The sequence below is a fragment of the Anaerolentibacter hominis genome (assembly GCF_032380675.1).
GTDB classification, from domain to species: Bacteria; Bacillota; Clostridia; order Lachnospirales; family Lachnospiraceae; genus Anaerolentibacter; species Anaerolentibacter hominis.
In genome coordinates this window covers 1,364,873-1,391,213 of record NZ_JAWDIX010000001.1, presented here as the reverse complement: position 1 = coordinate 1,391,213, position 26,341 = coordinate 1,364,873, and the positions used below count along the sequence as shown (strand labels likewise).

Annotated in this window: 23 protein-coding genes and 1 tRNA gene; 3 read left to right on the top strand and 21 right to left on the bottom strand. The window is 48.9% G+C overall.

The window, feature by feature from the left end:
• Positions 1 to 11: 11 nt before the first annotated feature.
• The 12 genes from ABCW47_RS06415 to polA form a co-directional block, all read right to left on the bottom strand.
• A complete protein-coding gene (locus tag ABCW47_RS06415) occupies positions 12 to 1,925 on the bottom strand; it encodes a YgiQ family radical SAM protein (protein WP_343209024.1) in 1,914 nt (637 codons plus the stop codon).
• Between the two features lie 58 nt (positions 1,926 to 1,983).
• Positions 1,984 to 2,637: an HAD family hydrolase gene (locus ABCW47_RS06410; protein ID WP_425516061.1), complete on the bottom strand. Its 654-nt coding sequence runs from the start codon at positions 2,635 to 2,637 to the stop codon at positions 1,984 to 1,986.
• The gene (locus ABCW47_RS06405; protein WP_343209023.1) at positions 2,634 to 3,392 is read right to left on the bottom strand and encodes a pseudouridine synthase; all 759 of its coding nucleotides are present in this window, start codon (positions 3,390 to 3,392) and stop codon (positions 2,634 to 2,636) included. The genes ABCW47_RS06410 and ABCW47_RS06405 overlap by 4 nt, the downstream gene beginning before the upstream one ends.
• On the bottom strand, positions 3,393 to 4,772 hold the full coding sequence (locus tag ABCW47_RS06400) for an RsmF rRNA methyltransferase first C-terminal domain-containing protein (protein ID WP_343209022.1): 1,380 nt from the start codon (positions 4,770 to 4,772) through the stop codon (positions 3,393 to 3,395).
• A 63-nt stretch (positions 4,773 to 4,835) separates the two neighbouring features.
• The gene (locus ABCW47_RS06395; protein ID WP_343209021.1) at positions 4,836 to 5,639 is read right to left on the bottom strand and encodes a GTP pyrophosphokinase; all 804 of its coding nucleotides are present in this window, start codon (positions 5,637 to 5,639) and stop codon (positions 4,836 to 4,838) included.
• Between the two features lie 74 nt (positions 5,640 to 5,713).
• A complete protein-coding gene (locus tag ABCW47_RS06390; protein WP_343209020.1) occupies positions 5,714 to 7,234 on the bottom strand; it encodes a phosphohexomutase domain-containing protein in 1,521 nt (506 codons plus the stop codon).
• Between the two features lie 298 nt (positions 7,235 to 7,532).
• On the bottom strand, positions 7,533 to 9,086 hold the full coding sequence (locus ABCW47_RS06385; protein WP_343209019.1) for an LCP family protein: 1,554 nt from the start codon (positions 9,084 to 9,086) through the stop codon (positions 7,533 to 7,535).
• Positions 9,087 to 9,101: 15 nt separating this feature from the next.
• The gene (locus ABCW47_RS06380) at positions 9,102 to 10,466 is read right to left on the bottom strand and encodes a PFL family protein (RefSeq protein ID WP_343209018.1); all 1,365 of its coding nucleotides are present in this window, start codon (positions 10,464 to 10,466) and stop codon (positions 9,102 to 9,104) included.
• 22 nt (positions 10,467 to 10,488) lie between these two features.
• Positions 10,489 to 10,761, bottom strand: a complete 273-nt coding sequence (locus ABCW47_RS06375) for an ACT domain-containing protein (RefSeq protein ID WP_343209017.1) — start codon at positions 10,759 to 10,761, stop codon at positions 10,489 to 10,491.
• A gap of 114 nt (positions 10,762 to 10,875) precedes the next feature.
• On the bottom strand, positions 10,876 to 11,670 hold the full coding sequence (locus ABCW47_RS06370) for an MBL fold metallo-hydrolase (RefSeq protein WP_343209016.1): 795 nt from the start codon (positions 11,668 to 11,670) through the stop codon (positions 10,876 to 10,878).
• Positions 11,671 to 11,764: 94 nt separating this feature from the next.
• A complete protein-coding gene (coaE, locus tag ABCW47_RS06365) occupies positions 11,765 to 12,382 on the bottom strand; it encodes a dephospho-CoA kinase (RefSeq protein WP_343209015.1) in 618 nt (205 codons plus the stop codon).
• Positions 12,369 to 15,011 carry a DNA polymerase I gene (polA, locus tag ABCW47_RS06360; protein WP_343209014.1) on the bottom strand — a complete coding sequence of 881 codons (2,643 nt, stop codon included), beginning with the start codon at positions 15,009 to 15,011 and terminating at the stop codon, positions 12,369 to 12,371. The genes coaE and polA overlap by 14 nt, the downstream gene beginning before the upstream one ends.
• A gap of 78 nt (positions 15,012 to 15,089) precedes the next feature.
• Between polA and ABCW47_RS06355 the strand changes: the two genes are divergently transcribed.
• The 3 genes from ABCW47_RS06355 to pdxR all read left to right on the top strand — a co-directional run bounded on the left by ABCW47_RS06355 (position 15,090) and on the right by pdxR (position 17,303).
• A tRNA-Leu gene (locus tag ABCW47_RS06355) sits at positions 15,090 to 15,172 on the top strand.
• 187 nt (positions 15,173 to 15,359) lie between these two features.
• Positions 15,360 to 15,884 carry a peptidylprolyl isomerase gene (locus tag ABCW47_RS06350; protein ID WP_343209013.1) on the top strand — a complete coding sequence of 175 codons (525 nt, stop codon included), beginning with the start codon at positions 15,360 to 15,362 and terminating at the stop codon, positions 15,882 to 15,884.
• A 3-nt stretch (positions 15,885 to 15,887) separates the two neighbouring features.
• Positions 15,888 to 17,303 carry a MocR-like pyridoxine biosynthesis transcription factor PdxR gene (gene pdxR, locus ABCW47_RS06345; RefSeq protein WP_343209012.1) on the top strand — a complete coding sequence of 472 codons (1,416 nt, stop codon included), beginning with the start codon at positions 15,888 to 15,890 and terminating at the stop codon, positions 17,301 to 17,303.
• A gap of 180 nt (positions 17,304 to 17,483) precedes the next feature.
• Here the strand turns inward: pdxR and ABCW47_RS06340 are convergent, their stop codons facing one another.
• The 9 genes from ABCW47_RS06340 to ABCW47_RS06300 form a co-directional block, all read right to left on the bottom strand.
• Complete coding sequence (locus ABCW47_RS06340) at positions 17,484 to 18,419, bottom strand: bifunctional riboflavin kinase/FAD synthetase (RefSeq protein WP_343209011.1); 936 nt, start codon at positions 18,417 to 18,419, stop codon at positions 17,484 to 17,486.
• A 128-nt stretch (positions 18,420 to 18,547) separates the two neighbouring features.
• Entirely contained in the window at positions 18,548 to 19,453 is a 906-nt protein-coding gene (truB, locus tag ABCW47_RS06335; protein WP_343209010.1) for a tRNA pseudouridine(55) synthase TruB, read from the bottom strand.
• Between the two features lie 74 nt (positions 19,454 to 19,527).
• The gene (locus ABCW47_RS06330) at positions 19,528 to 20,499 is read right to left on the bottom strand and encodes a DHH family phosphoesterase (protein WP_343209009.1); all 972 of its coding nucleotides are present in this window, start codon (positions 20,497 to 20,499) and stop codon (positions 19,528 to 19,530) included.
• Between the two features lie 76 nt (positions 20,500 to 20,575).
• On the bottom strand, positions 20,576 to 20,947 hold the full coding sequence (gene rbfA / locus ABCW47_RS06325) for a 30S ribosome-binding factor RbfA (RefSeq protein WP_343209008.1): 372 nt from the start codon (positions 20,945 to 20,947) through the stop codon (positions 20,576 to 20,578).
• Between the two features lie 57 nt (positions 20,948 to 21,004).
• Positions 21,005 to 23,872 carry a translation initiation factor IF-2 gene (gene infB, locus ABCW47_RS06320; protein WP_343209007.1) on the bottom strand — a complete coding sequence of 956 codons (2,868 nt, stop codon included), beginning with the start codon at positions 23,870 to 23,872 and terminating at the stop codon, positions 21,005 to 21,007.
• A 21-nt stretch (positions 23,873 to 23,893) separates the two neighbouring features.
• A complete protein-coding gene (locus tag ABCW47_RS06315) occupies positions 23,894 to 24,193 on the bottom strand; it encodes a L7Ae/L30e/S12e/Gadd45 family ribosomal protein (RefSeq protein ID WP_343209006.1) in 300 nt (99 codons plus the stop codon).
• The gene (rnpM, locus tag ABCW47_RS06310) at positions 24,180 to 24,455 is read right to left on the bottom strand and encodes an RNase P modulator RnpM (RefSeq protein ID WP_343209005.1); all 276 of its coding nucleotides are present in this window, start codon (positions 24,453 to 24,455) and stop codon (positions 24,180 to 24,182) included. The genes ABCW47_RS06315 and rnpM overlap by 14 nt, the downstream gene beginning before the upstream one ends.
• 35 nt (positions 24,456 to 24,490) lie before the next feature.
• Complete coding sequence (gene nusA / locus ABCW47_RS06305) at positions 24,491 to 25,774, bottom strand: transcription termination factor NusA (protein WP_343209004.1); 1,284 nt, start codon at positions 25,772 to 25,774, stop codon at positions 24,491 to 24,493.
• 25 nt (positions 25,775 to 25,799) lie between these two features.
• Complete coding sequence (locus ABCW47_RS06300) at positions 25,800 to 26,264, bottom strand: ribosome maturation factor RimP (RefSeq protein WP_343209003.1); 465 nt, start codon at positions 26,262 to 26,264, stop codon at positions 25,800 to 25,802.
• Between the last annotated feature and the right edge of the window lie 77 nt (positions 26,265 to 26,341).

The following is a 26,341-nucleotide window of genomic DNA, read 5'->3' as shown; positions in this document are numbered from 1 at the left end:
GCAATATTCTGCTACCGGTTCTTTTTCTTGTGCACATTCCGTATTGCTGTCTTCTTTTTTCGCGGAACATCCTTTTTGTCCGGGCGTGCCCCCTTCTGTCCGGCTGCCGGCTCTGCACTCTTCTGCTTCCTGGGCCGGATCAGGCATTTGGGGCCGAAACCGATCAGGTCGCTTCTCCCGCTTTTTAACAGCGCCGCCTTTACCAGCTCATAATTCTCCGGCTTCCGATACTGAATCAAAGCTCTCTGCATGGCTTTTTCTCTTGGATTGTCGGGAACATAGACCGGTTCCATTGTCCTGGGATCATAGCCGGTATAATACATACAGGTTGAGATGGTAGAAGGCGTCGGATAGAAATCCTGCACCTGCTCCGGCATATAGCCCATATCCCTCACATACTCCGCCAGCTCCACCGCTTCCTTCAGCGTGGACCCAGGATGGGAAGAAATCAGATAAGGCACCACATACTGTTCTTTGCCGGTCCGTTCATTTACTTCTTTATATGTTTTTACAAAACTCTCATATACTTCATGCCTTGGCTTGCCCATCAGGGACAGGACCTTATTGTTGATATGCTCCGGCGCCACCCGAAGCTGACCGCTCACATGGTTCTCAAACAGCTTCTTTATAAAATCCGTGCTTTTGTCGCACATCAGGTAGTCGAACCGGATTCCCGAACGGATAAACACTTTCTTTACTCCGGGAAGGTGTCTTATCTCCTCCAGCAGTCTCAGATAATCCGAATGATCCACATGAAGGTTCTTGCAGGGTTCCGGATAAAGACACTGTCTGCCGGGACAGGTTCCCTTATTCAGCTGCTTCTCACAGGATGGAAACCTGAAATTTGCGGTAGGTCCCCCCACATCGTGGATATAGCCTTTGAAATCCGGCTGTTTTGTCATCCATTCAGCCTCTTTTAAAATAGATTCGTGGCTTCTTACCTGGACAATACGGCCCTGATGAAAGGTCAGCGCACAGAAGCTGCATGCTCCAAAGCATCCCCGGTTGCTGGTCAGACTAAATTTCAGTTCAGAGACTGCCGGAATTCCCCCGTCCTTCTCATAGGAAGGGTGATAGGTACGCATATAGGGCAGATCATATATGTCATCCATCTCCTGTGTGCTGAGCGGATAGGCGGCAGGGTTCTGCACAATATACTCCGACCTTGCCTCATAAGGCTCCACCAGAATCTTTCCCACATAAGGGTCCGTATTCCGGTACTGTATGGCAAAGCTTCTGGCAAACGTCTTTTTGTCTGCCGTAATCTCTTCATAGGAGGGCAGACTGATATAATCGTAGAGCCCCTCGAGGTTTTTGACCCGGCACACCGTTCCCCTGATATAGGTCAGCTGATCCGCCTTTATACCGCCCTCCAGGGCCTCCGCTATTTCCAGTATCGTATGCTCGCCCATCCCATAGGAGAGCAGATCTGCCTGGGAATCCAGCAGAATCGACCGGCGCACTTTATCCGACCAGTAATCATAGTGGGCCATTCTTCTAAGACTCGCTTCGATGCCTCCGATAATAACCGGCACCCCTTTATAAACTTTACGGATCAGATTGCTGTACACGATCACCGCCCGGTCAGGCCGTTTTCCCATCTCACCGCCCGGGGTATAGGCGTCTTTGCTCCGGTGCTTTTTCGCCACAGTATAGTGGTTGACCATTGTATCCATATTACCGCCGGAAACCAGAAAACCCAGCCTCGGCCTGCCAAGGATCTGAATACTCTCTTCCCTCTTCCAGTCGGGCTGGGCAATGATCCCCACACGGTAACCGTGGGATTCCAGTACACGGCTGATAATAGCCGGTCCAAAGGAAGGATGATCCACATAGGCATCTCCTGTAATATAAACAAAGTCACAGGCATCCCAGCCTCTCTGATCCATATCTTCTCTGCTAATCGGTAAAAAGTCCTGTTTCATTCGGATTCTGCCTGCCGCCTTTCTCTGTCATATCTCATCAGTTACCTTCTGTCTCCCGTCACAGTTCATTCATACTCTTCACATAATAGTCCGCCAGTCTGCGCTTTTCTGTATCCATATCCGAACTAAACGCATCGTAAACAGCACATACTCTCATTCCCGCGCTCTTTCCTGCCAGAATTCCCTGAGGAACATCCTCAAACACAAGACAGTGTTTTGGTGCTACTCCCAGATCCCCGGCAACTAAAAGGTAAATATCCGGGGCCGGCTTTCCTCTTTCTACTTCGCAGGCTGTCCGCACCGACTTGAAAAACTTCTGCACGCCCAGCCGCTTTAAGACGGCATCCGTCAGTTCTCTGGAATTGCTGGTTGCAATCCCTGCCGGAATCCCATGTTCGGAAAGGTAGTTCAGAAAATCCAGCGCCCCCTCTTTCAGGGTGACTTCGTTCATATACTTGTCCATCGCCATCTCATTCCAGTCCTGCTTTATTTTATCCAATGCGTCCGGAATATTATATTTATCCTTTATGTAACAGGCTGTCTCGGAAAAACTCATCCCTTCAATTTCATTCTGCAGAGTTTCTTCGTATTTCCTGCCGAAACGGCCCAGATATTCAATATCAATATCACGCCACATCCACATAGAGTCAATGAGTGTGCCATCCATGTCAAAAATGACGCCCCTCGTATCCTTAAGCAGTTCTTTTTTCAATCTTCCTTCATCCTATCTGTTTTATTTTCCTGTTTTAAAGCCGCTATTTCCTCTGGTGTCAGCAGGCGGAACTCTCCTGCGTCCAACGTCTCATCCAGTTTAAGACTTCCGATCCGAAGCCTTTTCAAATACAGTACTTCTCTCCCGACTGCCAGGAACATCCGTTTTACCTGATGAAATTTTCCCTCCTGGATGATTACCTGCACATCAGATTCACAGCCTGATTCCAGAACTGTCAGATGGGCTGGCAGACACTTTGTACCGTCCTTAAGCACAATCCCATTTTCAAAAAGCCTGCACTCTTCCTCTCCGATCCTGCCGTCAACCCTGGCATAGTAGCACTTGTCCACATGCTTTCTGGGGGAGAGCAGCGAGTGGGCCAGACCGCCGTCATTGGTGATCAGCATCAGCCCTTCCGTATCTTTATCCAGTCGTCCTGCCGGAAATAAATCCTGGCCCGGAGCAGCGCCCAGGCCCTGCTTCAGACAATCCAGCACCGTTTTCTCATTATTATCTCTGGTAGCGGAGACCACTCCAGCCGGTTTATTTAACATGTAATAAACATACTTTTCATAGACAATCTTGCGTCCATTGTACCGAACACAGTCTGTCTCCACGTCTATTTTCCGTTCAGCACCCGTTATGGTTTCTTCATTCACCGTAACCAGTCCCTGTTTTAAAATCTTCTTTACCTGGCTGCGGCTTCCCATGCCTGACTCGGCCAGAAATTTATCCAGTCGCATTATTGCGCCCATTTACATCATTCTCCAGTTTGGATTATATTTATTTTTAATCCGGTTTCCATCGCTTTTACCCCAGCCCAGAGGATACCCGTCCGTGCAGATCAGATACCAGCCCTTCTCCTTCGTGGGGACATCGAGCGTTTCACATTTTAAATACCTTATAACGTTAGGGTCTGTGCTCCCCAGATCAACCACCCGCGGATATTCCTCCGGTTTCAGCGCCATCGCCAGTGCCTGGGTCGGTTCAAACCGGTTCTTTTTCATCACCCCGGCAAAGAGTCCCTCCCGTGACACCCGCAATCCGGGCAGATCCGGCAGTTCTTCCGGCCGATAGGAAACGATATCTCGCTTTACCCGAAACCGGTTCCTGTCCCAGCCGATAAGCTGTGATAAAAAGGCATCGGCATCCTCCGGAAGCCGGTTCGTATCTGTTCTTCGGGCCGTTTCACAGGGAATACAATCCCCCTCTGCTTTCTGCAGCAATGCCAGAAAATGGCCTTCGCCTTTTGCCCGGTGAGGCCAGATACGTACACACTGCTTTAACGACTCGCTGCCATGTTCCGTCCATTCCGGCCTTCCTCCTGAAAATCCCTCATACTGCGGTATGGGGATCACCCTCATCTCGGGACGGTTATCCAGCAGATACTGAATGGTCCCTTCATCCTCCAGCGGAGAAAAGGTACAGGTGGAAAACAGCATCTTACCGCCCGGTCTTAACATATCCGCGCCATAGAGAATGATTTCTTTCTGGATAGCGGAATAATAGTCCGGTCCGTGTTCCTCCCAGTAGTTGGCCACCGCAGGCTTTTTGCGGAACATCCCTTCCCCGGAACAGGGGGCATCAATCAGTATTTTATCAAAATACTCCCGAAAGACCGGCACCAGCCTGGCAGGATTCTCGCTTAATACCACAGCGTTTTTAATACCGAATACTTCGATATTTTTCTGCAGGGCTTTCACCCGCGACGGGCTGATATCATTGGATACCAGAACACCTGTTCCTGATAGTTTGGAGGCCAGTTCCGTGGTCTTTCCGCCGGGCGCCGCGCACATATCCAGAACCCGGTCTCCCTTTTCCACCGGCAGGATACCCGCCGGAGCCATCGCACTCGGTTCCTGAATATAATATAAACCGGCATAATAATAAGGATGAGCAGAGGGTATCCTTTCCTCTGCACTGCCTTTTACATAGTAAAAGCCGTCTTTTGTCCAGGGAACCGGATTTAAGTCAAAGAGCTGTTTATCATAAAATTCTTTGGGAGATATCTTCATTCCGTTGATCCGTAAACCCGAAAAGGAGTCCTTATTAAAGGACTCCCAAAAGGCTTCAAATTCCTCTCCCAAAAGCGCTTTCATATTTTTTACAAACTGTTCCGGCAGCCTTCTCATCATGTTTTTCTTTCCTTCTCTGGTATCTATGCCGCCAAAATGTAAGTTCTGACGGCCCGCAATCGTCTATCCCAGGCTCTGTGCCCGATATCCTTCCGAAATAATATCCAGTTCCTTGTTGAACCGTTCCAATTCGTCCAGATTACCTTTTTTGTAAATGCGGAAAAATTCATCCTGTATTTTAACAACTTCCCGTTTGTTGGAAACTTTATAAAGATTCTGTATATTAGTCAGGATATCGGAGACAATATTTGCCTTAATCAGAAATGAGTTCTGTGCATCCATAATCTCACCTCTTATGTAAGACATCTCCTTATCCAGAACCACAATCGCCTCTGCTGCATTTGTCAGGCGCTCCTTGATTTCCTCCGGCATATCCTGTTTGTATTTATATTGCAGGGAGTGTTCAATCGTCGCCCAGAAATTCATAGCCAGCGTCCGTATCTGGATCTCCGCCTTGATCTCCTTCGGTCCGTCGACCGTCTGAACCTTATACAAAACATTCAAATGATAGCTGCGGTATCCGCTTTCCTTGCTGTGCTTTACATAATCCTTCTCATTCTTTATGCTTAAATCATCCCGGTTCCGGATAATCTCCACAACCTTGTCAATATCCTCCACAAATTGGCAGATGATACGAATACCCGCGATATCGTCCAGCTTTTCTTCAAATTCATCCAGTTCAAATTTCTTTCTCTGTACTTTCTCCAGGATACTGGAAATCGTTTTCACTCTTCCATCCACCTGTTCAATGGGGGAGTACTGCCCCCTTCTGTGATAGCTTTCCATAATATGACGGAATTTCAGTACAAGCTCATCCACTGCCATACTGTATGGTTCCAGCAATTCACGCCATAATTTTATTTCCATAGTCAACCTCCCGCACCGGTTCTTTCAGACCGGCACATTTCGCCCTGGGTGAGCTCCCGGGCCCTTTCTTATTTTCAAAACGGAAGGGTGAGCTGTTCATAATCCTCCAGCAGTTCTCTGACCAGACCGACCATCCGGTCACAGTCTCCTTCCCGTTCTCCTTCCATATTAAGGGGCATAAGCGGTTCATGAAGCGACATGCGAAGCAAAAGCCACCCTCTGATTTCTTCCGTGCGGAATGAAATCCGGATTCCCTCATAGGATTCCGGAACCACATATAATCCCCGTGCTCTGGCTTTCTGCTCGAATTCAGCCAGAACTCTATCTCCATATTCCTTATAATTATCTCCGTCAATCCGGAACCGGTATTCTCTTTCCTCAAATCCGTCCGGCATATCAGCAATGCAGGAAGCCAAATCAGCCCCTTCACGCTTTGCAAGAGCGGCGGCAATCAGCAGCTTCACTGCCATATAGGCGCCGTCATCCAGAAAATAGTTTTCACTCATTGCACCGTGACCGGAGGTCTCGATCGCAAGGGGTGTAACGACATGGTTCTTATTTAACTCAATCTGTTTATCTATGACGTTTTTATATCCTCGTTTGTAGCGCAGATGCTTCATACCAAGCTTGCCCTCGATAAACCTGGTCAGCCGGTCCGAAGTAACGGAATCGGTTACCACCGTTCCTCCGGGGTAGTCTTTCGCTATAATAGCCGCCATCAGGGCAATAATTTTATCCCTGTTTACCGCAGTTCCATCCGGCAGCACAGCCGACATACGATCCACGTCCGTATCAAAAATGATACCTAAATCAGCGGCATTGTCAATAACCGCCTTCTGTATGGACTCCATCGCTTCTTTATTCTCAGGGTTCGGTATGTGGTTGGGGAACATGCCGTCCGGCTCCAGAAACTGGCTCCCCGCGGTATCTGCTCCCAGAGGCTTTAGCACCTTTTTCACGAAGAAGCCGCCGGCTCCGTTTCCCGCGTCCACGACAACCTTCAGCCCGGTCAGCGGATGATTGTAATCCTCAGCCTTTACACCTTCCCTGATTTTCCGGCAGAGGGCATTGCAATAGTAGGACAGACTGTCCACCCTCTCTACATCCTCCATATCCTCTCCGGCCGGCGCCAGTTCTGCCGCAATGGCAAGCAGTTCCTTTATGTTTTCCTTTTCCAGACCGCCGTCCCGGTCAAAAAATTTCAGTCCATTCCTGTTAAAAGGCAGATGACTGGCGGTAATCATAATTGCACCGTCAAACTGCATTTCTGTATAAACGGTGGTCATAAACATCGACGGCGTAGAAACCAGCCCGCAGTCATACACAGAAGCGCCCTGATGAATCAGCCCCATCATAGCTCCTTCCATCAGACTGTCAGCAGTAAGTCTGGAATCATGGCCGATCCCAATACGAAGAACCTTCTTCTCCACATTCTTTTTCTTTGCAAGCCAGCAGGCAAACGCCCCTGCAATAACATTAGCCGCCTCAGGAGTGAGATTAACCTTCTCCCCCTCAATACCTTCCATCGCGATTCCGCGCACATCACTTCCATTTTGAAGAGAATTCAAATTCTGAATCCATTGTTCCTTATTCATCTGATCAATACCTCCATTTCCTGATTCAGACAGCAACCACTATCTATGATATTCCTGTATATGTACGAAAACCCGGCTATTTCCTGTTTTCGTTTTTCTTTCGTGACAATTTATGTTCCCGGCAATTTAAAGGAACATAATCTAAAATGTAGTATACCATAATTTCCTGTTCTTGGCTATTGCTATCCTTATCCGGTATACGTCGGCCGGGTCCCTGCCTCCAGCCCCCGAAAAAAGAAAGCGCAACAGGGAAACTCCCAGCCACGCTTTTCTCATAAGTATACTTGCCATCAGTCAATTACTGCTTCTGATTCTGGCTCTGTCCGCCGGTACTGTCGTTACCGGACGTGCCATTTTCTTTCTCACTCATCGTAGAACCGAAAATAAATCTGTGAAGTTCGTCTATATTCTTGTTCATGTCCAGCACCAGAGATTCCCCAACGCCGGATATTGTCTTGTCGGACCAGCCCCCGTCCACCGGAATACTCTTCGTCTGCAGCTTTGTGGGCCGGATTGTCACCAGCTTTGTCAAAAGGCTGGTAATCTGCGTTTTATTCAAATCTGTTGTCACAAGTTCCATCACCTTCGGCAGCATCAGCATCAATTCCACCAGGCTCTTGGATTTATACTTCTCAAACAGGGAGTCCAGTACCTTTCGCTGGCGGGCCGTACGGCCGAAATCATCGTGGAGCCCTTCCGGGGTAGCCACTTTCCGGACTCTGGAATAACCCAGCGCCTGGTTGCCGTTTAAGGTCTGTTTTCCTTCCTTTACATTTCTGTATTTCTTCTTGGAAATATAATTTGTCCGGTTCAGATAACTGGCTTCCTGGGCACTCAGGGTGATTTCCACGCCTCCCAGGGCGTCGATCATCTGCTCAAAGCCGTTAAAATCTACTTTCGCATAGCCATCAATGTAAATGTCAAAGTTTTCTTCTACCGTCATGGTCGTCAATGTCATGCCGCCCAGGGTATAAGAAGCGTTTATCTTATTGTCACGATAATTCTTGCCGCCGTAGGACGGAATCTTGACATAGCAGTCACGCATGACAGACGTCAGCTTGATCGCCCCCTCTTTTTCATTCAGGGTAACGATCATGATTGAGTCGGTACGTCCCCGCTCGTCTCCATATACATTTTCCTCCCCTACCAACAGGAAATTCAAGACTCCCTCTTCCTTCCGATAGGTGGTATTCACATCGTCCCAGGAAACATCCTCCGGCTTCTCGCCGCCGGTATCATTTGCCTGCACCGTAGTATCATCCAGCGCCTTGGAGGGCTCTTTGTCATATTTTACAAGGGACAGCAGATAATAATAGTAAGCCGCGCCGGCGATCAGGAACACTGCAATCACCCCTAAAATAACCGTTGCCACTCTGCCCCAGACCGGCATACGCCTCCAGAAGCCCTTCTTCTTTCTGCCGCCGCCTGCTTCAAGCCCGCGAAAATTGTCCGGCTCCCCGCGTTTTCCGGAATGTCTGCGGGAAGGAGAACTCTTTTTTACCGTACTCTTTCTGTTTGAAGACCGTTTCGGATCAGCCGAACGCTTCTGCTCCGCCGATCTGCTGCGCTCCTTATACGAACGCTCATCCCGGTAATGGCGTATTTCTCCGATATCGTCATAGTCGTCGTCAAAATCATACTCATCGGCCCGGCGTTCAAAATTCCGGTAATCCTTAATATAATCGGGGTCCTGCTTAGATCTTCCGCCCGGCTCTCTGCCCGAATAATAGTCATATCCGTCAGAATCGGACCGCTTAAGTTCCCTCTTTACCTGATTTGCAATTGATTCACTGATATCCGTTAGAAAGGAATCGTCGAAATCGCTGTCATCGTCGTCGTAATACTTTCCCATTCTTTACTCCATTCCTCAGTTCTTAAAGCTGTGAATCGGCGCGGGTATCCGTCCCCCGCGGTTTACAAATTCAGAACAGTCAAAGGAATTAACCGGCATAATTGGAGCATATCCCAGAAGTCCTCCAAATTCCACCATCTCGCCCACACCTTTTCCGATCACCGGAATCAGCCGCACTGCTGTCGTTTTCTGATTGACCATCCCAATTGCCATCTCGTCTGCGATAATACCCGCAATGGTTGCAGGCTTGGTATCCCCCGGAATTGCGATCATATCCAGTCCCACGGAACAGACGCAGGTCATTGCTTCCAGTTTCTCTATGGTCAGGGCTCCTGCCTGCACGGCATTGATCATACCCTGATCCTCGCTGACCGGAATAAACGCGCCGCTTAAGCCTCCAACGAAGGAGGAAGCCATTACGCCGCCCTTCTTCACCTGATCATTGAGCAGTGCCAGAGCCGCGGTAGTACCCGGCGCCCCAGTCCTTTCCAGCCCCATTGCTTCCAGTATCTCCGCGATACTGTCTCCCACAGCCGGAGTCGGAGCAAGGGACAGATCAATAATACCGAAGGGAATCCCGAGACGCTTAGAGGCCTCTCTGGCCACCAGCTGTCCCACTCTTGTTATCTTAAATGCCGTCTTTTTAATGGTTTCGCACAATGTCTCAAAGTCTGCGCCTCTGCACTGTTCCAGGGCAACCTTTACCACACCCGGTCCGCTGACACCCACATTAATAACAGCGTCACCCTCGGTGACACCGTGAAAGGCACCTGCCATAAACGGATTGTCATCCGGAGCGTTGCAGAAAATAACCAGCTTGGCACATCCAAGGGAATCCTGCTCTTTTGTCTTTTCCGCCGTTTCCTTTACAATATCACCCAACAGCCGGACCGCATCCATATCAATGCCTGTCTTCGTGGAACCCACATTGACGGAGCTGCACACCACATCCGTTACGGAGAGCGCCTCCGGAATAGAACGGATCAAATATTCATCGGCCTGGGTCATCCCCTTGGAAACCAGAGCGGAATATCCGCCCAGAAAATTTACGCCTACCTGTTTGGCAGCGGCATCCAGGGTACGTGCGATGGTTACATAGTCCTCCGGGCAGTGGCAGGCGCTGGCTCCGATCAGCCCGATGGGAGTCACGGAAATCCGTTTATTGACAATGGGAATTCCATACTCTTTCTCTATTTCCTTTCCTGTCTTAACCAAGTCTCTGGCCGTCGCCGTAATCTTGTCAAAGATTTTCCGGTTCATTCTGTCCAGATCGCTGTCCATACAATCCAGAAGGCTAATTCCAAGCGTAATGGTACGAACATCCAGGTTTTCCTGCTCGATCATCTTGTTCGTCTCAATTACTTCATATATATTAATCATTGTCTGTCAGTCTCCCTCCGGATCAGATTCGATGCATCTTATTAAAAATGTCTTCGTGCTGCATACGGATACTTACGCCGATTTCCCCGCCGATCTGCTCCAGCTCATCCGCCAGCAGATGTACGTCTTTTTCGGCAGCGCTGCTGTCCACTATCATCATCATATTAAAATATCCCTGGACAATCGTCTGAGAAATATCCAGAATATTGACCCGGTTATTGGAAAGATAGGTACATACCTTGGCAATAATCCCCACACTGTCCTTCCCTACCACTGTAATAATCAGCTTGTTCATCTGTTTTCCTGCTCCTCCTGTATCGGCCGGATAAGCTTCCGGCTTTTTCAAATTTCTATTTTATGTAAACTTTTCAGTGAAAGACTATCTCTCCCACGAAGCTCACAGATCATTCTAAAGTGTAATTAAAAGGGACGGTTCGTCTCTCTTGGCAACCTGTATCTTGCAGGTTATCTCGTAACCCGGCTGTTCCTGTCCCAATTCATATTTTACCGTCTCATAGGCCAGGGCGGGATAATTATTTTCTTTGCTCAAATGTCCCAGGATGACGTATTTTAAGCTGTCATTGAACAAACGGCAGATCAGCCGTCCTGAATTATCATTGCTCAGATGACCCCGTTCACCCAGAATCCGCTTCTTCAGCATATAGGGATAAGGTCCGACCTCCAGCATATTAATATCGTGGTTCGCCTCCAGAAGTAAAATCTCAGCGCCCTCCAGATGTTTGACGATATAGTCGTCATACTGTCCCAGATCAGTAGCTACCGCTACTTTGTGATTCCCCGCTTCCAGGCTGTAACAGACCGGATTGGCAGCATCATGGGGAATGGAAAAGGGATCTATCTTAAATTCTCCCAGTGAGAATTTCTCATCCGGCCGGACATCGTGGAGCAGACTCTCCTCGATCCTGCCTATACTCCTGGTGGAAAGGATCGCATCCAGGGTCTCTGCGGTGGCATAGACCGGAATATGGTACTTTCTTGCCATAACGCCAAGCCCGGAAATATGATCGGTATGTTCATGAGTAATCAGGATAGCGCTCAGCTCATCCGGCCGGACCTCAATCTGTTCCAGCCCGCCTGCAACTCTTTTTCCGCTGATGCCCACGTCCACGAGCACATGGGTATTCTCCGAGCCCACGTAAATACAGTTGCCGCTGCTTCCGCTTGCTATACTGCAAAACTTCATATCATACTCATGCCTTTCTTTACTTAATTTCGGAAAGTCCGTCCTTAAGTCAAATTTTTACCATAATAACGTTGTCATTATAGCACAACAGATTTCAATTATCTACACAAAAATATTTCTTAATAGTTTTTTCCAAATCTCTTAAGGATTTGCTGTTATCCAGCATAAAATCACAGTGTTTCCGGTACTCTTCCGGGGAGGGCTGGTTCTGTAAAACCGCCCTGATCTTATCCTCCGTATATCCTCTGGATTCCTTCAGCCGTCTCTTCTGTGCCTCCCCGTCAGCATACACATACCAGACTTCGTCACAGAATGCTTCATAATGTACCTCAAATAAGATGGCAGACTCTACCACCGCCAGCCTGTACTTCCCGGACTCTCCGGCCGCCTTCAGACCGGTCAGAATCTGTTCCGTAACGTATGGGTGGACAAAGGAGTTCAGCTTTTTTAACTTCTCCCTGTCCCCGAAGACAATGCCCGAAAGTCTGGCCCGGTTAAGCGTCTTATCCGGCTTTACGATCTCCGGCCCGAAATATTCCACTATTTTGCTGTAGCTGATCTCGCCGGGCTCCATCAGCTTTCTTCCTATTTCATCCGCCGCCAGCAGGCAGGCACCGTACTGGTCACGCAGAATTGCCGCCACTGTCGATTTCCCGCTGCCCACGCTGCCGGTCAGGCCGATCACCTTCATATCTGTCTTACTTAGCTTCATACCAGTTATCCCCCTGGCTTACTTCCACAATCAAAGGAACCTTAAGATCCGCCGCATGTTCCATCTCCTCCAGAAGAATCGACCGCACCAGATCAATTTCACAACGATGGGTTTCCACCAGAAGCTCATCGTGTACCTGCAGGATCAGCCTGGACTTCATCTGTTTTTCTTTCAGACGGTCATTTACCCGGATCATGGCTATTTTAATAATATCTGCTGCCGTACCCTGGATCGGGGAATTCATCGCCACCCGTTCGCCGAAGGATCGCTGCATGAAATTCCCGGAAGAAAGTTCCGGGATTGGTCTCTTCCGGTGAAACATGGAGTAGACGCAGCCCTTTTCTTTGCCTTCCTTTACCAGTCCGTCCAGGAATTCCTTTACCTTGGGATACGTTTTAAAATAATTGTCAATATAGCGCTCCGCTTCCTTTCTAGTGATCCCCAGATCCTGGCCAAGGCCGAAGGAGCTGATTCCATACACAATCCCGAAATTGACCGCCTTTGCGTTCCGTCTCTGGGCATCGGTGACTTCCTCCAGCGGCATATGAAATACCTTGGAAGCGGTGATCCGATGGATATCCTGATCCTGTCTGTAGGCTTCGATCAGCGCCTCATCCCCCGACATGTGGGCCAGAACACGCAGTTCAATCTGAGAATAGTCCGCATCCAGGAACACATAGCCATCCTCCGGCACAAATACCTTTCTGATCTGCCGTCCCAGCTCCATGCGGATCGGTATATTCTGCAGATTGGGCTCGGTGCTGCTCAGCCGGCCGGTAGCCGTGATCGTCTGGTTGAACGTGCCGTGAATCCGTTGATCAGACGGATTGATATAGGCCGCCAGCCCATCCGCATACGTGGACTTTAATTTAGTCAGCTGCCGGTACTCCAGGATCAGCCCGATAACCGGATGTTCGCATTTAAGCTTCTCCAGTATATCGGCCGAAGTGGAATAGCCTGTCTTTGTTTTCTTTGCAAAGGGCAGTCCCAGCTTATCAAAAAGGATCACACCCAGCTGCTTGGGTGAATTGATATTAAATTCCTCGCCTACCATACCGTAAATTTCCTGTTCCAGCTCCAAGATTCTGCCGGTAAGCTGCGCTCCGTATTCGCTCAATTCTTCCCGTTTTACCCGAATGCCACGCTGTTCCAGCTCATAAAGGGCGAGGACAAGCGGCATCTCGATTTCCCTAAACAGAGCTTCCATGCCTTCCGCGTCCAGCCGTTTCGTCAGCACGGGAGCCAGCCTGGCCGCCGTATATGCCTGATAACAAAAATAGCGGGCAGCCTCATCCGGACGACCAGCCAATACCTGAGCCGGTTTTTCCTTTCCAAACAGATTAGAATAGGAAGGAACGGAAAAATTCAGATAGTCGTTTGCCATATCCTCGCAGAAATAAGTCGATTTGATAGGGTTAAGCAGATAGGCCGCCACCCCGCAGTCAAAGAACGATTCCATCCGGTCCGTATTCAAATAAGGAAGGGCCGATTTCACATCCGGCATCGAGAAGGTAATACGATTTTCCAGGAGGGCCGTAAGACGTTCCGTCAAGTATGCGCCCGTCACTTCACCTCCTGCCGGTATAAATACCGTACGTCCAGTAAGGGAGAGAGCGACCCCCAGCACATCTTTTTCCTGTACCGGTATAAACAGTCCAACCGCTTCTTTTTCTCCCAGGGCTTCCTCAAACACGGACTGTATGTTCTCCGGTTCAGAAATCGTCTCAAAATTCTCTTCCAGTGACTCATTTCTTGTCATATCCTCTGTAAAGCGGCTGAGGAAGCTTTTAAATTCCAGCTTCTGGAACCAGCCGAAAGAAGCTTCATTATAAAAATCTGTGATTCTTCCATCCTCCACCTCAAAGTTCAGATCGCAGTCTGTCTTGATGGTAGCAAGGGTTTTGGACAGCAGAGCCTGCTCATGATTATTTCTGAGGGCTTCCCTGGCCTTTGGAGGCTTCACCTCTTCCAGATGTTCATATGCTTCCTCAATAGAGTGAAACTGGGCCACTATCTTGGACGCCGTTTTCTCCCCGATCCCCGGCACCCCGGGGATATTGTCAGAAGCATCCCCCATCAGTCCCTTTAGATCTATGATCTGTTCCGGCGTTACGCCATATTTTTCTACAACCTCTTTTGTATTATAATCCTCTACTTCCGTCCCGGTACTTCTGGTCTTTGGTATACGGATCTTTATCTTTTCCGATGCCAGCTGCAGCAGATCCCGGTCTCCTGAGACAAGGGAAACCTTATATCCTTTGCCCTCAGCCTGTCTGGCCAGTGTCCCGAGAATATCGTCTGCCTCCAGGCCCGGCATCTCTACCGTACGGATTCCCATGGCATGCAGGACCTCTTTCATCACGGGCACCTGCTCATGCAGGGCGTCCGGCATGGGTTTTCTGGTCCCTTTGTACTCCGCAAACATTTTGTGGCGGAAGGTAGGGTCTTTCACATCAAAAGCAACCGTCAGATATTCCGGTTTTTCCTCCTCCAGAATTTTAAACATGATATTCAGAAAACCATACACCGCATTGGTGTGAAGGCCCTCGCTGTTGGTGAGTTCCGGTACTCCGTAAAAGGCCCTGTTTAAGATACTGTGACCATCAATTAATACTATTTTTGACTCCATAATTTCTCCTTTTTATCTGAATCTTGGGTCTTGCAATCTGAATCCAAGTGTGTTATCATAACCATTGCTATGAACCACGCGGATGTGGCGGAATGGCAGACGCATCAGACTCAAAATCTGACGGGGGCGACCTCGTGAGGGTTCAAGTCCCTCCATCCGCACGCTGAAAGACATTCGGAGATCCGAATGTCTTTCTTTCATTACACGGGAAAGTTTAAAGATCCTTGCCCTGTGATGAAAGAAGCTATCCTGACAGGATCGCACTGCGGCTTCTCCTGCTGTAATACCATTCGATATTATAGCATAGGAACACTATTTTTAATATACTTTTTGAAAGGAAGATGTATTATGTCTAAAACAAACCCAGTTGTAACAATTGAAATGGAAAACGGAAAACAGATCAAAGCAGAGCTGTACCCGGAGATTGCCCCTAACACGGTAAACAACTTTATCTCCCTGATTCAGAAGGGCTTTTATGACGGTCTGATCTTTCACAGGGTTATCCCCGGCTTTATGATCCAGGGCGGCTGTCCGGAGGGTTCCGGCATGGGCGGTCCCGGATATGCAATCCGCGGTGAATTTTCCCAAAACCGTTTTTCCAATACACTGAAACATTCTGCAGGTGTACTGTCTATGGCACGCTCCGCAATGCCCGATTCCGCAGGGTCTCAATTTTTTATCATGCATAAGGATGCGCCCCACTTAGACGGCGCTTACGCCGCTTTCGGCAAGGTAACTGAAGGAATGGACGTGGTTGATGAGATTGCGGCTGTTTCTACCGATTATTCCGATCGCCCCCGCACACCTCAGGTCATGAAAAAGGTGACGGTTGAACTGTTCGGAGAGAATTATCCTCAGCCCGAAACCGTTTAGAATATGATTACCATTCCCTTAAATCCCGGCACCGGCATCCCTCTCTATGAACAGATCTATCTGTTTCTCCGGGAGGAAATACGTGCCGGTGTTTACCCGTGCAGAATGAAGCTTCCTTCCACCCGCAGCCTCGCATCCCATCTGCAGGTCAGCCGCAATACGGTAGACCTGGCCTATGCCCATCTGCTCTCGGAAGGGTATATTGAGGCGGTTCCCAAATCCGGCTATTTTGTCAGTGAAGTTGCAGCACTGCTCCACCTGCAAAATACAGGTCCGCAACCAGCTTCATCGGCTCCCCCTGCAGGACCGGCCGCTGAAATTGACTTTTCTCCCTTTTCGGTGGACCTGGAGCACTTTCCGGTATCCGTATGGAGGAAGCTGGCCAGGGAGGTGCTGCAGGAAACAGATAATTCTTTGTTTCTGCAGGGGGATAACCAGGGCGATCGGGAGCTTCGTCAGGCAATCATGGAATATCTGCATCAGTCAAGGGGCGTTCACTGCCGTATGGAACAGATCATCGTGGGAGCTGGTGCAGACTATCTGCTCCAGCTTCTCGTCCGTCTGTTTCCGGAGGGCCTTTCCGTCGCAATGGAGGACCCGGCTTACATGCAGGCCTGTCATATTTTTAATGGACTGCATATTCCCGTGGTCCCTGTTCCCCTGGACGCTTCCGGCATCCGTGTGGACTGTCTAAAAAAAGAGCCCTGTACGCTTACCTATGTCACACCTTCCCATCAATTTCCCATGGGAGTATCAATGTCTGTCAAGCGCCGTCTGGAATTGCTGCGCTTTGCCGCTGAGACGGACAGCTATATCATAGAGGATGACCACGACAGCGAATTCCGCTACCGTGGAAAACCGCTCTCTTCTCTCCAGGGATTGGATACAAGCGGCAGAGTCATCTATCTGGGTACCTTTTCCAGGGCCGTCGCACCGGCGATCCGAGTTGGTTATATGGTACTGCCCCTGTCTCTCCTGGCTGTGTACCGGGAACGATTCAGCTATTATTCCTGCACAGTATCCCGCATCGATCAGAAGATACTTCAGCGCTTCCTCTCGGACGGTTATTTTGAGCGGCATATCAACCGCATGAGGAAGATTTACGGTGCCAAACACGACGCCATGCTCCATGCAATGAAGTGCTTTGGAAACCATGTACAGATTCAAGGCGGTCATGCCGGACTTCACCTGACGGCCTCCTTTTCGGTCTCTCTGCCGGAAAAAGAACTGCGCAAGCAGGCTCTGAACGCCGGCATACGCCTGTATGGTTTAAATGATCATCGGATACGCCCGGCCAGAGACACAGCATCCGGTGTTGTTACCCTGCTCATGGGGTACGCAAATCTTCCGGCAGATAAAATTGACGAAGGGATCAGGCGTCTTTATAACCTTATGCTTCCCTGGTTTCCCATTTCCTAACAAACACGGCTTGCCCGCTTTGTCCCTGCAGATTATAGGAACAAAGAATCCCGCAAGCGGGATTCTCCGCCTGCGGCGGGTTGCTCAGGCAACACGATTCCTTTCCGCCGCAGTGCGATCCCCCGGAGGGTTTTCATCCCAAAGGAAACGAAGTTTCCTTTGGGATGAAAAAGCGTCGGTTCAGAAATTTCTGAGCCCGACGCTTTCTTTTGCTTTATTTGTCTTAAAATATTCCCGGGCTTGTCCGGTATCGCGCTGGATCTGTTCTTTCAACGCCTCCAGAGAAGGGAACCTTCTCTCCTTTCTCTGAAAGGAAAGCAAAGATACCGACGCCTGTTTTCCATACAGGTCTTCCTCCGTATCGAACAGATAGGTTTCCGCCCCAACCGGATTTTCTCCTTCCACCGTAGGTTTCCGGCCCAGATTGGTAACCCCTTCATACGTCTTTCCCTCGATGCGGGTCAGGGAAGCATAAACGCCAAAGGGAGGCAGCAGCTTATGTTCCGGTATGAGCAGGTTGATGGTAGGCATATGAAAAATCTTTTTTCCGATATGCCGGCCATGTACAACAGTCCCGTAAATATAATAGGGTTCTCCCAGCATCTCATTCACCAGATCAATCCTGCCGTTTTGCAGTTCTTCCCTGATTCTGGTACTGCTCACCACGGTACCGTCATAAGACAGCTTTTTCATGGAAATCAGTTCAAAACCAAACTCGCCGGCACACTGGCGAAGCAGTGCTGTATCCCCTTTCCGGTTATGGCCGAAGTGGAAATCCTCTCCGACTACAATTTTCTTCGCGTCCATCCGTCCCACAAGCACATTCCGGATAAATTCTCTGGGCTCCAGCTTCATCACCGCTTCATTAAAAGGATAGGATACTACAGTCCTGATACCAAGTCTTTTAAATTTCTGAATCCGCTCTTCCTCTGTATAAATCGGGTTTATTTTGATATCCCTCAGATCAAAGGTGAACACAGCAGGATTCAGCCCATTCTGCTCTTTGCATATCTCGTGCATGAGCTTTTGATGACCGATATGGATTCCGTCAAACTTGCCCAGAGAGATTGCGCTGTTATGAAGTTGAAAATCCGTTGTGCCGATTATGTGCTTCATCTTCCATTCCTCTTTGCCGCGTATCAGTATATCATTGCACCGTCTATGTTCAAGTACGCCTCGGCGTACTTCCAAGACGAATTTGTTATTTACTCACCACCTATAGAGGTGGGAGTCTTATCTACTTCCTATAAAAACATCTTGACAGGCTTGATTACACCTCTGCCCGCGTCCAGTCTGTAGATTGCCTGAAAAGTACCGTTCGAGTCATAGATACGGATACTCTCCCCGTCACCCAGTTCTCCGCCCTGCAGCAGGACACCCATGGCCGTTTCCATCTCGTTCCCGTTTCTAAGCAGCTTCTCCGCTTCCGGCAATACACGAAAAGCCGGATACGCCTCAAAAAGCCGGTCAACCGGAAGAACAATATCTTCTATTCTTCCCCTGGAAACCATTGCTTCCACCTCACCAAGGGTATGGCTTTCTTCAATTACAAAAGGGCCCACCTTCGTGCGGATCAGGGAGGCCATGCAGGCGCCGCAGCCCAGCATTTCTCCAATATCATGGCAGAGTGTTCGGATATAGGTCCCCTTGGAACAGGTTACTTCGAATACCACTTCCTGTTCGTTCAGGTTTATTTCATTTATATGAATATTATAAATATGAACCGGTCTGGGCTTTCGCTCAACTTCTCTGCCCGCCCTCGCCAGCTCGTACAATTTTTTTCCATTTACCTTAAGTGCCGAATACATGGGAGGGACCTGATCATAGTCCCCTTCAAAAGAGAGCACAGACTGCCTGACCGTCTCCTCCGTGACTTCCACCGAACCTTCCGTAAGAACCTTGCCTGTCATGTCCTGTGTATCCGTAGTAATACCCAGCTTCATGACGGCAACATAGGTTTTCTCTCTGTCCGTCAGCAGTTCACACACACGGGTGGCATTTCCCAGACAGACCGGAAGGACGCCCAGCGCTGCCGGGTCCAGGGTTCCCGTATGCCCTATTTTCTTCTGTTTCAGGATTCCACGGAGCTTTGCAACCACATCGTGGGAAGTATAGCCATTTTCCTTATATATATTTATAATCCCGTTCATTTTTATACCCCTGCAGCATGCATTAACGTAAGGTTGAAAGATTCCTTCCAACCTTATTTCTATGTGTAAATTCTTCAGATGTCGTCACTGTGTTCCTGCAGCTGATTGGAAATATACAGCATCAGATTGTTTATTACGTCTCTGGAATCTCCCCGGAAGGTAAAACCGGCCGCTCTCACATGCCCGCCGCCGCCGAATGCGGTGGCTATCCTGCTGACATCCACAATATCATGGGAACGCAGGCTGACTTTAAAGACATCCTGCTCCAGTTCGTAGACCAGTATGGCAACCTCCACTCCTTCTGTCACATTCAGCTGCTGAATAATCCCGTCAACGTCCTGGGAGCTGGCCTGATAAAAGTCCAGAACCCTCTTATTCAGAACAGAGAGGATTACTTTGCCGTTTAAAGCCAGCAGACTTTCCAGAAGACACCGGCCCAGAATCTGGTTTTGAACATAGGTCTTCATGTAGAAGCTGTCGTCAATAATTTTAGTAAAATTAATTCCATGGCCGATCAGCGCTCCCGCAACCTGCATGGTATGCTCGGTTGTATTGGAATTTTTAAAGCTGTTTGTATCGTGTACGATACCAAGGTATAAACATTCCGCTACTGTTTTGTCTATGCCGTCCGGCTCCATCAGATCAAACAGAATCTCACAGGTTGCAGATGCCCTCGGGTCAACCAGTGCATGCTGGCCAAAAGAACTGTTCTGATTGCTGATATGGTGATCCACCATCACGGTTACGCCCGCCTCCTGAAAATAGGGACCGGAAAAGCCCAGGCGGGCCAGATCCCCGCAGTCCAGGGCAACGAATGCATCATGCTTCTTCCCGGGTTCATAACCAGAGACAATTGAATCGCTCCCGGCCAGTAATTTTACAGCTTCCGGCACAAATTCCAGATAAACAGTAATGTCCGCCCCCGGCAGTTTCTTGTGCAGATAGTGGTACAGCCCCAGGCAGGAACCCACACAGTCGCCGTCCGGACGCACATGACCGCCGATCCCAATTGTTTTACAGTCCTTCAATATCTCAATAAGATTCATATTCATCCCCCTGCATACCGCAGGCCTGCCTGCGATACTGCATTAATCAGTTATCCCCGTCTTTCATTCAAAAAATCTATTGTTCGTCATCATCATCCCTGCGGTTCACTTCATCAATCAGTTTTGACATGTGAACCCCATATTCGATCGACTGATCAAGAACAAAATGGAGTTCCGGCGTATTGCGCAGATTTACAGTTTTAGCCAGGGCACTCCGCAGAAACGGAGCCGCGCTCTTTAATCCCTGTCTGGTATTTTCTTTGGCTTCATCGTCGCCAAGAACACTGATATATACTTTCGCCTGCTTCAAATCCGGCGCCACTTCCACCGCCACTACAGAGGTCATCGGGGAAATCCTCGGGTCCTTGATCTCTGTTGTGATGAGACGGCTTAATTCCTTCTGCACCTCACCATTTATTCTGGTATTTTTAATACTGTTTTTTCTCAATCTGCTCCATCCTTTCCGGCAGACAGAATCACGTCTTATTCCGGACGGAAGCGCCGGTTATCTGGGCACTTCCACCATCATATAAAGCTCGACCTGATCCTCTTCTTTAATATCATTAAATTTTTCAAATACAAGTCCGCATTCATAGCCGCTTGCCACTTCTTTCACATCATCCTTAAAACGCTTCAGAGAAGCCAGCGGGCCGTCGAATATCTGAACTCCGTCTCTGGAAATTCTGGCTTTGGAACCTCTTACAATCTTGCCGTCCAGTACATAGGAACCGGCAATTGTGCCAAGTCCTGAAGCCTTGAATACCTGACGGACTTCCGCATGACCGATTACCTTTTCTTCGAAGGTAGGTTCCAGCATGCCCTTAAGGGCGGACTCCACATCCTCGATCGCATTGTAAATAACACGGTATAATCTTAAATCTACTTTTTCTCTCTCTGAAATTTCCTTTGCCATATTATCCGGTTTTACATTAAAACCGATGATTATCGCATTGGAAGCACTGGCAAGGGTAACATCTGATTCATTGATCGCACCTACGCCGCCATGGATGACACGGACAGCTACTTCCTCATTGCTCAGCTTGAGCAGACTCTGTTTCACCGCTTCCACGGAGCCCTGTACATCCGCTTTGATGATCAGATTCAGTTCCTTAATATTGCCGGCCTGTATCTGAGAAAACAGTCCATCCAGAGACAGTCTTGCCTTGGTATTTTCCAATAGTTTCTCTTTACTCTGCGTAATATATGCTTCCGCAATGGTTCTCGCTTCTTTTTCATTCTCTACGGCCATAAAGATCTCACCGGCATCCGGAACTTCATTCAAGCCCAGAATCTCCACCGGCGTCGACGGGCCTGCCTCCTTGACACGGCGTCCCTTGTCATCCATCATGGCACGGATCTTGCCGTGAGCCGCACCGATTGCAATAGCGTCGCCCACACGAAGTGTTCCTTTTTGTACCAGAATGGTTGCCACAGGTCCCCGGCCTTTATCCAGCTGTGCCTCAATGACAATACCTCTTGCAAGACGGTCCGGGTTCGCCTTCAGTTCTAACATCTCCGCCGACAGAAGAATCATTTCAAGCAGCTGGTCGATTCCCTCTTTTGTATGCGCGGAAACCGGAACGAAGACAGTCTCACCGCCCCAGTCCTCAGGAATCAGTTCATATTCTACCAGTTCCTGTTTTACTCTTTCTATATTGGCACTTTCTTTATCAATTTTATTCACAGCCACAATAATTTCCACACCGGCTGCTTTTGCATGGCTGATCGCCTCCACGGTCTGAGGCATAACACCATCGTCTGCCGCAACTACCAGTACGGCAATATCGGTAGACTTGGCGCCCCGCATACGCATGGAAGTAAAGGCTTCATGCCCGGGGGTGTCAAGGAATGTGATTTTTTCTCCGTTAATTTCCACAACATAAGCACCGATATGCTGTGTGATTCCGCCTGCTTCACGGGATGTCACATTGGATTCCCTGATCGCATCCAGCAGAGAGGTCTTGCCATGGTCAACGTGACCCATAACGCAGACAACAGGAGGACGTTTTACCATATCCTTCTCGTCTTCTTCCTCTTCCTTCAGAAGCTCCTCAATCTGATCAATCACTTCTTCTTTTTCTACAATATACTCAAACTCAATAGCGATTTCTTCCGCTTCATCAAATGAAATATCCTGATTGATTGAATACATCTTCCCTGCAAGAAGCAGCTTCTTAACAATGTTGGAAGCGGGCATCTTCATCTTATCCGCCAGTTCCTTCACTGTCAGTGTTTCCGGTATGGTAATCACTTTAATTACTTCTTCGTTGGGATCTTTTTCCACTGGCTTCGGCATGATAAAAGCGCCTTTCCGATTTGGATCTTTTTTCTTGATATCTTTTTCTCTGAATCTTGTATTTTCTTTATTGCCAAACCGATTATCCTTCTGATATCTGGGTTTTTGTGCCTGTGCCTTTCTGCCTGCTGCTGCATCCGGTTTAAACTCCATACTGCTGTCTCTGCGGATACTGTCCGGCCGTCCGCCTCTCTGATCTGGTCTCTGCTGCGGCCTTGCTCCGCTGTTCTGCATCGGACGCTGACTGTTCTGCGGCCTTGCTCCATTATTCTGCATCGGGCGCTGGCCGTTCTGAGGTCTGGCTCCGCTATTCTGCATTGGGCGCTGGCCGTTCTGAGGTCTGGCTCCGCTATTCTGCATCGGACGCTGACCGTTCTGAGGTCTGGCTCCGCTATTCTGCATCGGACGCTGACCGTTCTGAGGTCTGGCTCCGCTATTCTGCATCGGGCGCTGGCCATCCGGTCTCTGCTGCGGCCTTGCTCCGCTATTCTGCATCGGGCGCTGGCCGTCCGGTCTCTGCTGCGGCCTTGCTCCGCTATTCTGCATCGGGCGCTGGCCGTCCGGTCTCTGCTGCGGCCTTGCTCCGCTATTCTGCATCGGACGCTGGCCGTCCGGTCTCTGCTGCGGCCTTGCTCCGCCTTGCATCGGACGCTGGCCATCCGGTCTCTGCTGCGGCCTTGCCCCATTATTCTGTGCAGGGCGCTGGCTATCCGGTCTCTGGGGTCTGGCCCCATTGTTCTGCATCGGCCGCTGACCATCCGGTCTCTGGGGTCTGACCGTATCCTGGACCTGCGCGGATGCCGCAGGCGCTGCAGGATTCACCGTCTTTTCCGGAACCCTGGCTGCATTTGCCGGCGCTGCCGTCATTCTTTCCTGAACAGGTCTGCTTTTTTCCGGAGCTCCGCCTTTTCCATTCGGCCTGGGAGCAAACCGTTTCAGTACAAGTGCAATCTGAGCATCTTCAATGCTGCTCATATGACTCTTTACTTCATATCCATGCTCATTCAAATAACCTACAATATCCTTACTGGGCGTATCCAGTGTTTTCGCTAATTCATATATTTTCACTTTTGCCATATCTACTACCTCCGTCACTCTCTATAACTGTTTTATTATTGCATCGGAAAATCCTTTATCCAGCACGGCCAGGGAAGATCTCATTTCCTTTCCCATCGCATGCCCCAATTCATATTTGTCACTCAAAATGTAAAGCGGCACTTTATAGTAAGCGCACATATTTTCGAATCTTTTTTTGGTATTATCAGATGAATCCTCTGCCACGATTACTATAACTGCCTTTCTCTCCTTCACCGCTTTTTCCGTACTGAATTCACCGCTTACTACCAGGCCGGCTTTTGTGGCCAGACCCAGATAGGAGAGAATTTTACTTTTGTTCAATCGCCTTCAGCTCCTTTTCCAATGCATCATATACTTCGTCCGGAATTTCGGTTTTCAATGACCTCTCCAGTGCTTTTGATTTTCTGGCTTTCTCGAAGCACTGATAGTCATTGCATAGATAGGCACCCCTTCCGTTCTTCTTGCCGGTAGCATCAATCATGATCTCCTGCTCCGGGGTCCGGATTACCCGAATCAGATCCCGTTTACTCTTCATTTCTCTGCAGCCGAGGCATTGTCTCTGAGGAACTTTTTTAACTCCCATTTCATCACTTCCTAAACTTGGTTTCGATCTGTCTGCTATTCTTCCTCTTCGTAATCCCCGTCGGCATACTCTTCGTCTGCTACTTCATATTCTTCGTAACCGCCGTCTTCCTCATAATTTTCATCATACCCGGCGTCATCATATTCACTGTCGCCGTACTCGCCGTCCGCATAGGAGTCTTCGTATTCGTCCTCCCCGTAGGCATCATCATAACTGCCGTATGCTTCACCCACGTCAGCATAGTCATCCGGTGATTCCCCGCTGCCATAATCCTCGGCCGGCAGATCCTGTGCCTGAGACTCACTCTTGATGTCAATTTTATAACCGGTCAGCCGGGCTGCAAGTCTTGCATTCTGTCCTTCCTTTCCGATTGCAAGAGAAAGCTGATAGTCCGGAACTACGACCTGAGCGCTCCTCTCCCCGGTATTGACCCTTACGGATACCACCTTGGCCGGGCTCAGTGCATTTTCAATCAGCACCTCAGGATCTTCGCTCCAGTTGATAATATCTATCTTCTCTCCCCGGAGTTCATTCACTATGGCATTTACCCTGGCTCCGTTCAGACCCACACAGGCGCCCACCGGGTCCACATCCGGATTTTCAGAATAAACCGCCATCTTTGTTCTGGAGCCTGCCTCCCTGGAGATTGCCTTAATTTCAACGGTGCCGTCCTGGACTTCCGCAACTTCAGATTCAAACAGCCGCTTCACCAGTTCCGGGTGGGATCTTGACACGGTAATTCTTGGCCCCTTCGGCGTATCCTTCACTTCCAGCACATATAATTTGATTCTCTCCGTAGGACGGAAAACCTCGCCTTTCACCTGCTCATTCTCTGTCAGGATCGCGTCTACCTTGCCCAGATTTATACTTACATTATTTCCCACGTATCTCTGTACAATACCCGTTACAACATCCTTCTCCTTGCCGTAATACTGATTATACAGTACTTTTCGTTCTTCTTCCCTTATTTTCTGCACCACAACCTGTTTTGCCTTCTGAGCTGCAATACGGCCGAAGTTCTTGGGGGTGACGACAATATTGACAACATCGCCCAACTCATTTTTCGGGTATTTGACCTTTGCTTCCTCCACACTGATCTGAGTGAGCGCATCTTCCACTTCTTCCACAATTTCTTTCTCTGCAAATACACCGACTTCACCTGTCTCCCGGTTAATATTCACTTTAATATTGTCCGCCTTGCCAAAATGATTTTTACATGCGGCAACCAGAGAATTCTCCATGGCTTCAATCAGAATTTCCTTGCTGATATTTTTCTCTTTCTCAATCTGATCCAGTGCTTCCATTAATTCTGAGTTCATCTTTTCCTTTTCCTCCTGATCTGACTTAAAAATCCAACGCAAGTTTTATAATCGCCACATCCGCCCTGGGTATTTCAATCAACCGCCCATCCTCTTCAATGACAAATTTTTCTTTATCATACGACGTAAAAACGCCGGTAAACTCTTTTTTCTTTTCTAATGGCCGGTAAAGACGAATTTCCACCTCTTCACCGATACTCCTGGCATAATCCTTCTCTTTCTTAAGCTGCCGTCCCAGCCCCGGAGAACTTACCTCCAGAATATATGCATCCGGAATGAAGTCATTTTCATCCAGCTTGTCACTTAACGCCCGGCTGATACACTCGCAGTCATCAATCGTAATGCCGCCTTCCTTATCTGCAAAAATCCGAAGATACCAGGTTCCTGCCTCTTTTACATACTCCACATCCACCAGTTCACAGCCGTTTTCCTCAATAATCGGAACCACCAGTTCCTCTGTCCTGGATTCATACTCTTCCCTTTTGGTCAATCCAATTCACTCCTATAATCTTTGCAGGATGATTTATCCCTCCTGCAATACAAAAGAGTGGATTCGCATCCACTCTT

Bases quoted from the DNA above. Each gene is read 5' to 3' on its own strand.
- ABCW47_RS06390 (WP_343209020.1), bottom strand. From the start codon at position 7,234: ATGAATAAGGAACAATGGATTCAGAATTTGAATTCTCTTCAAAATGGA.
- ABCW47_RS06400 (WP_343209022.1), bottom strand. From the start codon at position 4,772: ATGATGAGAAGGCTGCCGGAACAGTTTGTAAAAAATATGAAAGCGCTT.
- ABCW47_RS06370 (WP_343209016.1), bottom strand. From the start codon at position 11,670: ATGAAGTTTTGCAGTATAGCAAGCGGAAGCAGCGGCAACTGTATTTAC.
- ABCW47_RS06330 (WP_343209009.1), bottom strand. From the start codon at position 20,499: ATGAATCTTATTGAGATATTGAAGGACTGTAAAACAATTGGGATCGGC.
- ABCW47_RS06395 (WP_343209021.1), bottom strand. From the start codon at position 5,639: ATGGAAATAAAATTATGGCGTGAATTGCTGGAACCATACAGTATGGCA.
- infB (WP_343209007.1), bottom strand. From the start codon at position 23,872: ATGGCAAAAGTGAAAATATATGAATTAGCGAAAACACTGGATACGCCC.
- ABCW47_RS06405 (WP_343209023.1), bottom strand. From the start codon at position 3,392: ATGGGCGCAATAATGCGACTGGATAAATTTCTGGCCGAGTCAGGCATG.
- rnpM (WP_343209005.1), bottom strand. From the start codon at position 24,455: ATGGGAGTTAAAAAAGTTCCTCAGAGACAATGCCTCGGCTGCAGAGAA.
- ABCW47_RS06340 (WP_343209011.1), bottom strand. From the start codon at position 18,419: ATGAAGCACATAATCGGCACAACGGATTTTCAACTTCATAACAGCGCA.
- ABCW47_RS06375 (WP_343209017.1), bottom strand. From the start codon at position 10,761: ATGAACAAGCTGATTATTACAGTGGTAGGGAAGGACAGTGTGGGGATT.
- truB (WP_343209010.1), bottom strand. From the start codon at position 19,453: ATGAACGGGATTATAAATATATATAAGGAAAATGGCTATACTTCCCAC.
- polA (WP_343209014.1), bottom strand. From the start codon at position 15,011: ATGGAGTCAAAAATAGTATTAATTGATGGTCACAGTATCTTAAACAGG.
- ABCW47_RS06350 (WP_343209013.1), top strand. From the start codon at position 15,360: ATGTCTAAAACAAACCCAGTTGTAACAATTGAAATGGAAAACGGAAAA.
- coaE (WP_343209015.1), bottom strand. From the start codon at position 12,382: ATGAAGCTAAGTAAGACAGATATGAAGGTGATCGGCCTGACCGGCAGC.
- ABCW47_RS06415 (WP_343209024.1), bottom strand. From the start codon at position 1,925: ATGAAACAGGACTTTTTACCGATTAGCAGAGAAGATATGGATCAGAGA.
- nusA (WP_343209004.1), bottom strand. From the start codon at position 25,774: ATGAACTCAGAATTAATGGAAGCACTGGATCAGATTGAGAAAGAGAAA.
- ABCW47_RS06385 (WP_343209019.1), bottom strand. From the start codon at position 9,086: ATGGGAAAGTATTACGACGACGATGACAGCGATTTCGACGATTCCTTT.
- pdxR (WP_343209012.1), top strand. From the start codon at position 15,888: ATGATTACCATTCCCTTAAATCCCGGCACCGGCATCCCTCTCTATGAA.
- ABCW47_RS06380 (WP_343209018.1), bottom strand. From the start codon at position 10,466: ATGATTAATATATATGAAGTAATTGAGACGAACAAGATGATCGAGCAG.